Here is a 12,289-nt window from a genome sequence, read left to right as displayed (position 1 = left end):
GCTCGGAGAACCGCCATGCCATCGACATACCTCAGACGCCTGGTCGCGACCGTGGTCGCGCTCTTAGGCGCGGGAGCCCTCGTCGCCGCCGTGCCGCCGACCCCCACCGGCTGGAGCCTGGTGTGGGCCGACGACTTCAACGGCCCTTCGGGATCTCTGCCGTCGTCGAGCAACTGGATCGTCGACACCGGTCACGCCTACCCGGGAGGACCGGGCAACTGGGGCACCGGCGAGATCCAGAACTACACCGCCGACCCCGCGAACGTCAGCCTCGACGGCTCGGGCAACCTGCGGATCACCCCGATCGGCAGCGGGCAGAACTGGACCTCGGCGCGCATCGAGACCCGCCGCGCCGACTTCAAGCCCGCCGACGGGCGCATCCTGCGCATCGAGGGCAGGATCCAGATGCCCAACGTGACGGGCGACGCGGCGCTCGGCTACTGGCCCGCCTTCTGGGCGCTGGGCTCGCCGTACAGGGGGAACTACTGGAACTGGCCGGGCATCGGCGAGTTCGACATCATGGAGAACGTCAACGGGATCAACGCGGTCTGGGCCGTACTGCACTGCGGCGTCAACCCCGGCGGCCCGTGCAACGAGACCACAGGGCTCGGCGCCAACAGGGCGTGTCCCGGCTCGACCTGCCAGTCGGCCTTCCACACCTACCGCTTCGAGTGGGATCGCAGCGTCTCGCCCAACCAGCTGCGCTGGTACGTCGACGGGCAGCAGTTCCACAGCATCAGCCAGGCCCAGTTCGACGCGGGCACGTGGAACAACATGACCGGCCACGCCGGCTACTTCCTGCTGCTCAACGTGGCCATGGGCGGAGCCTTCCCCAACGCGCTCGCCGGGCCGACGCCGACCGCGGCGACCGTGTCGGGCAGGCCGATGGTCGTCGACTACGTGGCCGTCTGGCAGAGCGGCGGCGGCACCCAGCCCACCGACCCGCCGACCGACCCGCCGGGCGGCGTCGACGCCCGCTCGACCATCCAGGCCGAGCGCTACCAGGCCCAGTCGGGCACCATGGTCGAGACGACGACCGACACCGGCGGCGGCCAGAACGTCGGCGCCATCGCCAACGGCGACTGGCTGCGCTTCGACGGCGTGAACTTCGGCGGCACGCCCGCGCGGCAGTTCGTCGCCAGAGTCGCCTCGGGCGCGGCGGGCGGGGTGAGCGGCCTGGTCCAGGTACGGCTGGACAGCCCGACGGCGGCGCCGATCGGCGACTTCGCGATCGCCGGCACCGGCGGCTGGCAGAGCTGGCGGACCGTCCCCGCCAACATCGCGCCGACGACCGGCACGCACACGGTCTATCTGACCTTCAGCAGCGGCCAGCCCGCGGACTACGTCAACCTCAACTGGTTCACGTTCGCGACCTAGCCGCGCGGCGCCGGGCCAGGATGCGCTCGGCCCAGCTGGCCGCCTCCGGGTCGCGCAGACCCTCGACCACCCCGCCGAGGTAGGCGGTGGCCAGGCTCTCGAAGCCGTTGTCCACCTGACGTACCCTGCCGGCGCGGCGGCGGTCGGCGGCCTGGAGGTGCTGGCCGATGCTCTCGGCGTAGCCGGCGTCGCGCTGATAGTCGGACTGGGCCTGCGCGCACGCGCGCTGCTCGTGGTCGCGCTTGGCACGCAGCTCGCGCAGCCTCCTGTCGTTGGGGTTGTGCATGCGCCTGCCGAGGTCGGCGGCGATCAGCGCGGTGGCCACGAGCAGGGCGAGCAGCAGGATCATCGTGGGCACCTGGCTCACGCCCTCGGAGGTGGGGCCGATGTCCTGGCCGTCCACGACGAGCGGCCTGACGAGGGCGTCCCTGCGCAGCACGGCCACGGCGACGATCAGCCCCGCCCAGACCAGGGCGACCGCGACCAGCAGCCACCTGCCGCGGGCGGGGCTGCCGTTCTCCTGCCAGGTGCGAAACGCCCTGCCGTACATGTGGGGCGCCACCAGCATGATCAGGGCGGCGCCGGTGGCGATCAACGCGGTCATCTCCACGCTGTCGCCCCACGCCAGGATGACCTGGTACAGGATGGGCACCTCGACGATCACCAGCAGCAGGAGCAGCACGGCGGCGGGCAGCCAGCGGCGGATCGCGGGCCAGCGGCTGCCCGACAGGGCGATCGAGCTCGGCCTGCCGTCGCCCGGCCGCCTGCTCGGCTGCTCCAGCTCGGTGACGCGCTGCTGGGTGTCGTCGAGGGTACGGCGGGCCTCGGCGAAGCGGCGCTGCGACTCGGCTAACTTGATCTTCTGCGACTCGAACGCGGCCCTGTCGTGCTGGACCTCGCGCTCGGTGGCGTCCTCGATCCTGCTCAGCTCGGCCAGCCGCTCGTCCTCGAGCTCGTGGAAGCGGGGGACGCTGCCGGTCTCCAGCGTGAGGGTGTCGAGGTGGCCCCCTTCGGCATGGGCCCTGCCGAGCTCGCGTTCCTGCCCCCGGCGGGCGGCCCAGTCGGGCAGGTGGTAGAGATCGCCGTCGTAGGCCACGGCGGGCGCGATGCGCGTGACCTCTCCTTGCTCGGCAGGCTGGTCCTTGAAGCGCATCAGGCCTCCTACGCGGTCCGCGTCCTTCGATGCTAAACGCTGATGTCGCGCCCATGGCGGACGTGTTCGCTGGTGTCACGGCGCGGCCTCGCCTCGCGCGGTGCCGAACCGCTCGCCGTACAGGACAGGCTGTATACAGGGGTCGTGGAACTGGATCGGTTGGATCGGGACATCATCGGGGCGCTGGTCGACGATGCCCGAGCGACATATGCACAAATCGGACAGCGCATCGGTCTGTCGGCGTCGGCGGTGAAGCGCCGCGTCGACCGGCTGCGGGACGCCGGAGCGATCACCGGCTTCAGCGCCCGCATCGCCCCTCAGGCGCTCGGCTGGACCACCGAGGCCTACGTCGAGCTGTTCTGCCAGGGCAAGACCTCGCCCGCCGCGATCGGCCTGGCCATCGCCCGGCATCCCGAGGTGGTCTCCGCCTGCACGATCACCGGCGAGGCGGACGCGCTGCTGCACATCAGGGCCACCGACGTGCGCCACGTGGAGCGGGTGATCGAGCGGATAGCGGCCGAACCGTTCGTCGTCCGTACCAAGAGCTCGATCGTGCTGTCCCGGCTGGTGGACGAGGCGCAACGAATCGGTGCCGCAGCGCCCCAAGACGCAACAGACCCACCCCAACACGCAATATCGGGCGCTTGGCCTGCGTAAACACTGTTCCTAGGCTGCTGACGTCCCCCTCTGACGAGTTGGAGCCGCAGCATGCCCAAGCACTACCTGATGTGCCGTCCTGACTTCTTCGCGGTGGAGTACGCGATCAATCCGTGGATGGATCCCGATGCGGGCGCCGACCGCGAGGTGGCCGTCAGGCAATGGGAGGGGTTGAAGGCCGCCTACGAGGAGCTGGGCCACCAGGTCAGCCTGATCGACCCGATCGAGGGGCTGCCCGACATGGTCTTCGCCGCCAACGGCGCCCTCGTGGCGGGCGGCAGGGTCTACGGCGCGCGTTTCGCCTTCCCCGAGCGGGCCGCGGAGGGCCCCGCCTACCTGCGGTGGTTCTCCGAGCGCGGCTACCCGACCCACGAGCCCGTCCACGTCAACGAGGGCGAGGGCGACTTCCTCGCGATGGACGAGGTGATCCTGGCCGGCACCGGCTTTCGCACCTCGCGGGAGGCGCACAACGAGGCGCAGGAGTTCCTCGGCCGCCCCGTCGTCTCGCTCCAGCTGGTCGACCCGCGCTTCTACCACCTCGACACGGCGCTGTTCCCGCTGCACGGGCGGAATATCGCCTACTACCCCGGAGCGTTCTCCGAGGGGAGCCGGAGCGTCCTGCGCAGGATGTTCCCCGACGCCGTGATCGCGGGCGCCGACGACGCCGAGGTGCTCGGCCTGAACGCCGTCAGCGACGGCAGGAACATCGTGATCAATTCGGAGGCGCACGACCTCCAGCTCGATCTCAAGCGGCGCGGATACGAGGTCATCCCCGTCGAGCTCGGCGAGCTCCGCAAGGCAGGCGGGGGTCCCAAGTGCTGCACACTGGAAATCAGGGGGGAGAACTGACTATGACCACCAGCGCAGAAATCATCGAGGTCAGCGAGCACCGCAGCGCGCACAACTACCATCCGCTGCCCGTCGTGATCCACGAGGCGCACGGAGCCTGGGTGACCGACGTCGAGGGCAGGCGTTACCTGGACTTCCTGTCCGGATACTCGAGCCTCAACTTCGGCCACGGCAACCCGAAGATCATCGAGGCGGCCCAGGAGCAGCTCAAGAACCTCACGCTGACCAGCAGGGCGTTCTACCACGACCAGTTCGCCACGTTCTGCGCTGGACTCGGCGACCTGACGGGCAAGGACATGATCCTGCCGATGAACACCGGCGCGGAGGCGGTCGAGACCGCCATCAAGGTCGCCCGCAAGTGGGGCTACCAGGTCAAGGGCGTGGCGCGGGAGCAGGCCAACATCATCGTGATGGAGGACAACTTCCACGGCCGCACCACCACGATCGTCAGCTTCTCCACCGACCCCGACGCGCACGCGGACTTCGGGCCGTACACGCCCGGATTCAAGATCGTCAAGTACGGCTCGGTCGAGGCGATCCGCGAGGCGATCGACGCCCACACGGTGGCCGTGCTGGTCGAGCCGATCCAGGGCGAGGCGGGCGTGCTGGTGCCGCCGGACGGGTACCTGACCCAGGTGCGCGAGCTGTGCACGGAGCACAACGTCCTGATGATCGCGGACGAGATCCAGTCGGGGCTCGGCCGTACGGGCAAGACCTTCGCCTGCGATCACGAGGGCGTCGTGCCGGACATCTACGTGCTGGGCAAGGCCCTGGGCGGCGGCGTGGTCCCCGTCTCGGCCATCGCGGCGAACCGGAACGTGCTCGGCGTGATCCAGCCGGGCCAGCACGGCTCGACGTTCGGCGGCAACCCGCTGGCCTGTGCGGTGGCCAACGCGGTGATCGAGATCCTCAACACGGGCGAGTTCCAGGCCAGGGCGGCCAGGCTCGGCGAGGTGCTGCACGCCCGCCTGGGCGAGATGGTCGGCAACGGGGTGGTGACCGTGCGCGGGCGCGGGCTGTGGGCCGGCGTCGACATCGACCCGTCCCTCGCCACGGGTCGCGCGGTGTCCAAGGCGCTGATGGAGCGCGGCGTGCTGGCCAAGGACACCCACGGCTCCACGATCAGGCTCGCCCCGCCGATCGTGATCTCCGAGGAGGACCTGCACCACGCGGTCGACCAGCTGGCCGACGCGATCGCCTCCTTCAAGTAGTCCCCCGGGTACGGCTCGCGCCCCGCGCGGCGCGAGCCGTACCGCCGGATCAGCGGGTGGGCGTCACTGTCACGGTCACCGCGACCGTGGGCTCTTCGCTGGGCTCCTCCGTGGGTTCGCTCTCAACGGCCGGCCGCTCGGGGATCGACGTCGGGCTCGCCGAGCGGATGGGAGTGTCCGTGGGCGGTTCGGCGCCCGGCTCGCCGGGTGTGGGCGTCACGGTCACCGTCGGCTCTTCGGTCGGAATCGGCGACGGCGACACGCTGGGCTTCATCGTCGCCTCGGCGGTGTCGTCGCAGCTGCTGTCATGCCCCGCGGTCGCCGCTTCCGCCGGGAGCGCGTCCACGACCGAGACGGCGGTCTCCGTGGTCAGTGCGAGCAGCGAGCCGGCGGGAGCGCCGACGGTCTTCTCGTCCACGACGGTCCCGCGCTCGCCCATGAACATGAACGTCGCGGGGTCGAAGATGAGCTGGTCCAGCATGCCGTCCTTCCCCTTGTGGCCGAGCGCGGTCCCCTTGCGGCCCGCGCCGTCCTCGACGCCCTCGGCGACCTCCACACCGGGCAGCGACCTGGCGGCCGTGAACAGCGCCTCGCGCTGCGCCCGCGGCAGGTACGTCTCCCTGATCAGGTCGCCCACCGCCACGAAGGGCTCGGAGTTGGTGCCCTTGGCCCGCTTGTCGAGGAAGGCGCGCATGCCGTCCGCGTCCGTCGGCAGCGTGGCCAGGAAGGCGTAGTCGTTGCGGAACGCGCCCAGCCGGTCGGGGCAGGAGGCCAGCTGCATCCAGTCCTTGCCCTGCCAGTCCTTGGCCTCCTCCGGCAGCGGCCAGCCGGGGAACTGCCTGGGCTCCAGCCCCTCGATCGACAGCAGGCCGTTGGCGCCGCCGTCCGCCGACCGCCACAGTTGCCGCTTGGTCCGGTACAGGTAGCGGCTCTCCTTCGTGCCCATGGAGTAGGCGCTGTACATCGTCTCCGACTCCACCAGCACGAACTGCCCAGGCTTCGGCACGAGCTCCTCGCCCATGCCCACCGTGACCGGCGACGCGGGGCGGGCCACCGTGCCGTCCCGCGAGCCTGAGGAAAGGGCGAACGCCACCCCGCCGACCAGCGCCACGGTCAGCCCGAAGGCTCCCGCCGCCTGCCAGCCGAGACGGGGAAACCGGAAGCCGCGCCTGGCCGTCGTCTCCTGCACCAGGCGGCGGCGGGCGGCCTCCCGCGCCTCCTGCGGGTACGAGGGGACGGCCGGCCGCCCCTCGGCGAAGATCCTGATCTCGTCATCCATGCTCGGGCTCCTCCTGGAAGGGATCGGTGCCGCCGAGGGCCCTGCGCACCTTCGTCCTGAGCCGGTGCAGGCGCGAGCGAACGGTGCCTACGGGGATGTCGAGTGCGAGCGCCACATCCTCGTAGGTCAGATCCGCCCACGCCACCAGCAGCAACAGGTCCCGCTCGGCCGCCGACAGGCGGGTGAGCGCCTTGGCGAGCCTGGGCTGAAGTTGCTCCGCGGTGACCCTGTCGGCGCTGCGCTCGTCGAAGGACCCAGGACGGTCGGGCGCGAGGCGCGCCATGGCCTGGGTACGGCGGCGCTCGGCCCGGCGGTGCTGCGCCACGACGTTGGTCGCGATGCCGTACAGCCATGGCCTGGCGTCGGAACGCGAGCGGTCGTAGCGCGCCCTGCCGCGGAAGGCGGCCAGAAACACCTCGCCCACCGCGTCCTCGGCCAGTTCGGGGCCGAGGCGCCGTGCGGCGTACCTGAAGATCTCGTCGGCGTGCCGGTCGAACAGGGTGGCGAACAGCTCAGGTTCACTCACTGACTGCCCGACCAGCGTCGCGTCGTCCAACGCCTGCGCCATCACCACGGGAGGGATTCCTTTCTGCGGTCAACCAGTACTTGGCCGCAGCCCGCAGTCCGGTTCCACCTACTTTGCCAGCCTCCATGCCTGGAGTCCCTCGGGCGCCTCGTCGGGCGCGAACCCGGCCGCGGTCAGCTCGGCCCGCACCGTCGCCGCCGAGGGGCGGTAGGTGACGCTCTCGACGACGTCCTCGCTGATGACGGCGTCCCCGTGCCTGATCCGGTACGTGAAGCTCGCGGAGACCCGCTCGCCCTCCACGGCGTGCGTCCTGCCCCAGATCTCGTAGGTGTGCCTGCCGACCTGGTAGGCGGCCATCCGGGCGGGCTCGCTGGGCGTCGGCATGGGCCGCTCGGTGTAGTTGAACACCAGGCGCCCGCCGGGCACGAGCTGGCGGGCGAGGGTCTCCCACAGCTTCGCCCTGTCCTCGATCGCGTAGAGGACGGCGATCATCACCACCATGTCGACCGGCTCGTCGAGGTCGACGTCGAGCGCGCCGTACGGCAGGACGGTCACCCTGCCGAGGAGATCGGGGCGCCCCGCGAGCCTGGACAGCAGCACCGAGCGCATGCCGAGCGAAGGCTCCAGCGCGAAGATCTCGCCCTCGGTCGCTGCGGCGATGAGCTCGGTGATGAGGCCGGTGCCCGCACCGATCTCCAGCACGTCTCCCCTCACGAGCGGGGGGAGCTTCTCCCGCACCTCGGGCACATGCCCATCCTCATGCCAAAGGTCATAGAAGGGGACGGCCGCGGCGTACTGGTCAAAGGTCATGCACCGTTTCTAGCGGCTCCAGCGACTCGCCGTGCCACACCACGGTCACCCGGTCGCCGAACTCCAGCGACGCCAGCGCGTTCTGGAACAGCGGACCCTTGGTCACCCGCCAGTGGAACGGCGGGCGGGGGATGCGCGCGAGCGAGGCGAGCGCGCCGCCGATCAGCGTCGCGATGCCGAACTGGGTGAAGACGTTGGCCAGCCGCAGCACCTTGCTCAGCGGGTTGCGGATGGGCGAGCAGACGATCTGGTAGATCGGCCCGGGCGCCTGCGCCAGGTAGGAGTAGTGCACGTCGCCCGAGAGGATCAGCACCGGCTTGCCCAGCCGGACCAGCAGCCGCGCCAGGTCCTCGAACGAGCGGCGGAAGGCGCCCCAGTGCTCCAGGTCGAAGGCCTGCCTGAACCGCTCCGACAGCCAGGCGACGATCTTGCCCCACTTGCCGTCGCACAGGGCCTCGTTCCAGTTCTGCACGTAGTGGACGCCCTCGGGCAACAGGAAGGGGATCGACGAGCCGATGATCAGCCGGCCGTTCGCCTGCTCGATCTGGCCCTCCAGCCACTCCCACTCGCCCGGGTCGAGCATCCTGCGGTCGCCGGGGGTCAGCTGGCGGGCGCACCTGGTGTCGACGATGATCAGCCGGGAGTGTCCGAGGTCGCGGGCGTAGCTCCACCTGTTGCTGCTGGGGTCGGCGTCGGCCTCGGCGGCGAAGCTGTCGAGCGCCCCGGCGCCCTCGCCGCGCTTGAGCGCGGCCAGCAGCGGGTCGTCGGCGCGCTCGTCCGGCGACAGGTTGCCCAGGTGCTGATAGATCCAGTAGGCGCCCAGTCCCGACACCACCCTCCGCTGCCACCAAGGGGTGCGCGCCATCTTGGCCCGCCAGTCCTTGGAGGTGTTCCAGTCGTCGCGCAGGTCGTGGTCATCGAAGATCATGGCGGTGGGCACGGTCGACAGCAGCCACCGGATGTCGGGGTCGGTCCAGGCCTGGCGGTAGAGCTCGGCGTACTCCTCGAAGTCGGCGATCTCCTTGGCGGGCTCCTCGCCCGGCTTCCTGCGCGAGGCGATGAACTCCAGCATCGGCGCCGAGGGCTTGTCGGCGTAGACCTGGTCGCCGATCATCAGCAGCAGGTCGGGCAGCTCCCGGTCACTGCCCGCGAAGGCGTGCAGCACGTCCACGCCGTGCGTCGCGGTGTGCGCGGGGTCGTGGGGCACGCTGGTACGGCACGACCCGAACATCAACCGCGAAGGCCCCTGGGGCGGCATCAGCCTGATACGGCTGGGCCGGTCGACAGGCCACACCGGATCACCGTCCACCTCGACGGTGTACTCCCCCTCGAAACCCTCCAGGTCGACGATCGCGTAATGGTGGCCGTGGACGCTGAAGGTAGGGGTGTCCCATCTCCCGCACACCGTGACGACACCGGGCTGGTCGGTCTCCATCCAGATGGAGGCCCTTGTTGAGTCGACGTAGCGAAGCATCGGACCGACGACCAGTTCAGGCATTCGTCCCCTTGGTGTGACGTTTCGGCGTGGTACTCGTGTCAAGACTGCCAGAGTGTCACGTTCCCCTCACGTCGATCTCCGGCTTGGATTCTTGAGCATGAGGATCAGCTCCGGGTTACGCTGATCACTACAGAACCGCCCATGGGACAAGCAATGGCGCTTTCCCGCTTCTGGGCGTACATAACAGGAGGAAGTTCTTCCATGACCGTCATGGTGCCGTCAAGGACGCCGGCCCTGATCACTCCCGGGCGACAAGCTCTCGACTCCGCTCTCCACCAACTCGGCCAGGCGGCCGAACAGCTCGGCCTCGACGACGGCCTGCACACGATGCTCGCCACGCCGCGCCGCTCGCTGACCGTCTCGGTCCCCGTCCGCCGCGAGGACGGCACGATGGACGTCGTGCAGGGCTTCCGAGTCCAGCACAACGTCTCGCGCGGCCCCGCCAAGGGCGGTATCCGCTTCCATCCGGCCACCGACATCCACGAGGTCACCGCGCTGGCCATGTGGATGACGTGGAAGTGCGCGCTGGTCGGCATCCCGTACGGCGGCGCCAAGGGCGGCGTCTCCGTCGACCCGACCGTGCTCACCACCAGGGAACTGGAGCGGCTGACCCGCCGCTACGTCAACGAGATCCTCCCGCTCATCGGGCCCGAGAAGGACATCCCCGCGCCCGACGTCGGCACCGACGAGCAGACCATGGCCTGGATCATGGACACCTACAGCGTCAACGCCGGCTACTCCGTGCCGGGTGTCGTCACGGGCAAGCCGATGACGCTGGGCGGGTCGCTCGGCCGTACGGGAGCGACCTCCAGGGGCGTGCAGATCGCCACCCTGTCCGCGCTCGGCCGCTCGCCCGAGGGCGTGACCGTGGCCGTGCAGGGCTTCGGCAAGGTGGGCGCACTGGCCGCGCAGTACCTGTCCGACGCGGGCGCGAAGATCGTCGCGATCTCCGACGTCACCGGCGCGGTCCACAACTCCTCCGGCTTCGACGTGGCCGACCTGCGCGCCTGGGTGGCGGAGAGCGGCGGCGTCGCCGGCTACCGCCACGGCGACGCGATGGACCACGCCGCGCTGCTGGAGCTGGACGTGGACGTCCTGGTCCCCGCCGCGCTGGAAGGCGCGATCACGGCGGAGAACGCGCCGAGGGTGAAGGCGCGGCTCATCGTCGAGGGCGCCAACGGGCCGACCACGCCCGAGGCGGACGAGATCCTCGCCGCGCATGGGACCACGATCGTTCCCGACATCCTGGCCAACGCCGGTGGGGTGATCGTGTCGTACCTGGAGTGGGTGCAGAATATGCAGGCCTACTCGTGGAGCGCCAACGAGGTCGAGGTCAGGCTGCGCGACCTCATGGAAGGCGCCTTCGCCGAGGTCAAGTCGGTGGCGGCGGCGCGCGGGATCACCCTGCGCCAGGCGGCCCACGTGATCGGCGTGGGCAGGGTCGCCGAGGCCCACCAGATGCGGGGTCTCTACCCCTGACGTGTGACGGGGTGGCGCGGGTGAAGGTCCGCGCCGCCCCGGTTCGTAGGATCCCCCTATGACATATCCCGATCCGATCTATTTCGACGACAAGGGCGAGAACAGCGCCGTCCACCGCCCTGCGGGCTCCGAGCCCGACCTGGTCTACCCGACCGGCAACACCGTCGACTACCTGGCCACCGGCGCCTCCACCGGTGGCCTGTTCGGTCTGTATCGCTGGAACATGGGCCCGACGCCTTCGGGGCCCGGACCGCACTTCCACAAGACGATCACCGAGTCCTTCTTCGTGCTCGAAGGCTCGATCAAGATCTACAACGGTGACCGCTGGCTCGACACCAAGCCCGGGGACTGGGTCCATGTCCCCGCGGGCGGCGTGCACGGCTTCCGCAACGAGTCCGGGGAACCCGCCTCCATGCTGCTGCACTTCTCGCCCGGCGCGCCGCGCGAGGGCTACTTCGAGGGCCTGCTCGACATGGCGAACATGAGCGACGAGGAGAAGGCCGAGTTCTACCTGCGCCACGACAACTACTGGCTCTGAGCACCCTGCCGTCCGTTCGTCTTCGTCAGACCCCGGCGGGTCACGCATAGGGGGCGGTGATGACCTCCATGTTGTGGCCGTCGGGGTCGTCGAAGTAGACGCCGCGGCCGCCGTACAGGTGGTTGATCTCCCCCGCCTTCCTGTGCGCGGGGTCGGCCCAGTAGTCCAGGCCGCGTTCCCTGATCCGCGCGAAGATCTCGTCGAACTCGGGCTCGCTGACGATGAAGCAGTAGTGGATCGTCCGGAAGTCGGCGGAGTCGAGGTAGTCGAGCGTGACGCCGTTGGCGGTCTCGACGGGGACGAACGGACCCCACTGCGGGCCCACCTTCAGGCCCAGGATGCCCGCGATGAACTCGGCCGAGGCGTGCTTGTCGCTGCTCGGCACGATCGTGTGGTTCAGGTCGACAGCCATGCTTCCACCGCACCACCGATCACCGCTCGTGGCAATGCCTCAGGGGTGCGGGCCCGCGCCGTCGAGCGCCCGCACCAGGCCCTCCAGGTGCGACATCAGCTGCTCGGTGCTGTCGTCGCCGTAGGCCGTGGTGATGAGCCGCTGGTGCTCGGCCACGCTGCCCTCCACCCTGGCCAGCAGGTCCCGTCCGCGCTCGGACAGGAACACCGCCACCCTGCGCCGGTCGCCCGCCGAGGGCCCCCGGTAGACGAGCGAGCGGTCGATGAGCCTGTCGACCGCCTTGGTGAGCGTCGGATGCGGCATCAGCACGGCCGCCGCGAGGTCGCCCATCGAGTGGCCGAGACCGTCGGCGAGCGCGCGCAGGATGCGCCACTGCTCCACCGTGACGTCCTCGGAGGCGAGCGAGGCCGCGAGCCCCCTGTTGACCAGGCGTTCGGCTCGGCTGAGGAGGTAGGACAGGGACGAACCCAACCCGGTCGTCAGCATCCGACTGCCCCTTT

Annotated in this window: 13 protein-coding genes; 6 read left to right on the top strand and 7 right to left on the bottom strand. The window is 70.0% G+C overall.

The genetic code is table 11. From position 1 onward, the window contains the following. The first annotated feature begins 15 nt into the window (after positions 1 to 15). Positions 16 to 1,377 (top strand): glycoside hydrolase family 16 protein, encoded by a 1,362-nt coding sequence (locus AC3EO4_RS25925; protein ID WP_431898276.1) that lies wholly within the window; start codon positions 16 to 18, stop codon positions 1,375 to 1,377. On the opposite strand, the gene AC3EO4_RS25920 is transcribed toward AC3EO4_RS25925, so the two are convergent. Further along, on the bottom strand, positions 1,361 to 2,530 hold the full coding sequence (locus AC3EO4_RS25920; protein WP_431898275.1) for a hypothetical protein: 1,170 nt from the start codon (positions 2,528 to 2,530) through the stop codon (positions 1,361 to 1,363). The two genes, AC3EO4_RS25925 and AC3EO4_RS25920, sit on opposite strands and share 17 nt — an antisense overlap. A gap of 144 nt (positions 2,531 to 2,674) precedes the next feature. Here AC3EO4_RS25920 and AC3EO4_RS25915 point away from each other — a divergent pair, with 144 nt between their 5' ends. From AC3EO4_RS25915 to rocD, 3 genes are read left to right on the top strand one after another with little or no spacing between them, the layout of a single operon-like run. Further along, positions 2,675 to 3,187: an Lrp/AsnC family transcriptional regulator gene (locus AC3EO4_RS25915; RefSeq protein WP_358138444.1), complete on the top strand. Its 513-nt coding sequence runs from the start codon at positions 2,675 to 2,677 to the stop codon at positions 3,185 to 3,187. 51 nt (positions 3,188 to 3,238) lie between these two features. Then, positions 3,239 to 4,036: a dimethylargininase gene (gene ddaH, locus AC3EO4_RS25910; RefSeq protein ID WP_379578248.1), complete on the top strand. Its 798-nt coding sequence runs from the start codon at positions 3,239 to 3,241 to the stop codon at positions 4,034 to 4,036. A gap of 2 nt (positions 4,037 to 4,038) precedes the next feature. Continuing rightward, the gene (gene rocD / locus AC3EO4_RS25905; RefSeq protein WP_379578250.1) at positions 4,039 to 5,247 is read left to right on the top strand and encodes an ornithine--oxo-acid transaminase; all 1,209 of its coding nucleotides are present in this window, start codon (positions 4,039 to 4,041) and stop codon (positions 5,245 to 5,247) included. Positions 5,248 to 5,296: 49 nt separating this feature from the next. On the opposite strand, the gene AC3EO4_RS25900 is transcribed toward rocD, so the two are convergent. The 4 genes from AC3EO4_RS25900 to AC3EO4_RS25885 form a co-directional block, all read right to left on the bottom strand. After that, positions 5,297 to 6,526, bottom strand: coding sequence for a CU044_5270 family protein (locus tag AC3EO4_RS25900; protein WP_431898272.1), 1,230 nt, complete (start codon positions 6,524 to 6,526; stop codon positions 5,297 to 5,299). Then, positions 6,519 to 7,094, bottom strand: a complete 576-nt coding sequence (locus AC3EO4_RS25895; RefSeq protein ID WP_379578352.1) for an RNA polymerase sigma factor — start codon at positions 7,092 to 7,094, stop codon at positions 6,519 to 6,521. Before AC3EO4_RS25895 ends, AC3EO4_RS25900 begins: the two co-directional genes overlap by 8 nt. Positions 7,095 to 7,160: 66 nt before the next feature. Beyond that, complete coding sequence (locus AC3EO4_RS25890) at positions 7,161 to 7,862, bottom strand: class I SAM-dependent methyltransferase (protein WP_431898270.1); 702 nt, start codon at positions 7,860 to 7,862, stop codon at positions 7,161 to 7,163. After that, a complete protein-coding gene (locus AC3EO4_RS25885; RefSeq protein ID WP_431898268.1) occupies positions 7,852 to 9,360 on the bottom strand; it encodes an alkaline phosphatase D family protein in 1,509 nt (502 codons plus the stop codon). Before AC3EO4_RS25885 ends, AC3EO4_RS25890 begins: the two co-directional genes overlap by 11 nt. A 201-nt stretch (positions 9,361 to 9,561) precedes the next feature. Between AC3EO4_RS25885 and AC3EO4_RS25880 the strand changes: the two genes are divergently transcribed. Together AC3EO4_RS25880 and AC3EO4_RS25875 are read left to right on the top strand one after the other, a co-directional pair. Further along, positions 9,562 to 10,839 (top strand): Glu/Leu/Phe/Val family dehydrogenase, encoded by a 1,278-nt coding sequence (locus AC3EO4_RS25880; protein ID WP_379578258.1) that lies wholly within the window; start codon positions 9,562 to 9,564, stop codon positions 10,837 to 10,839. Between the two features lie 58 nt (positions 10,840 to 10,897). After that, the gene (locus tag AC3EO4_RS25875; protein ID WP_379578260.1) at positions 10,898 to 11,377 is read left to right on the top strand and encodes a cupin domain-containing protein; all 480 of its coding nucleotides are present in this window, start codon (positions 10,898 to 10,900) and stop codon (positions 11,375 to 11,377) included. Positions 11,378 to 11,417: 40 nt separating this feature from the next. Here AC3EO4_RS25875 and AC3EO4_RS25870 read toward each other — a convergent pair whose 3' ends face one another. Then, positions 11,418 to 11,789, bottom strand: coding sequence for a VOC family protein (locus AC3EO4_RS25870; protein ID WP_379578262.1), 372 nt, complete (start codon positions 11,787 to 11,789; stop codon positions 11,418 to 11,420). Between the two features lie 39 nt (positions 11,790 to 11,828). After that, the gene (locus AC3EO4_RS25865; protein WP_431898265.1) at positions 11,829 to 12,275 is read right to left on the bottom strand and encodes a MarR family winged helix-turn-helix transcriptional regulator; all 447 of its coding nucleotides are present in this window, start codon (positions 12,273 to 12,275) and stop codon (positions 11,829 to 11,831) included. Positions 12,276 to 12,289: the final 14 nt, after the last annotated feature.

The sequence above is a fragment of the Nonomuraea sp. bgisy101 genome (assembly GCF_057708945.1).
Note: the sequence above shows the minus strand (reverse complement) of the source record. Positions and strands in the feature narration are given on the sequence as shown.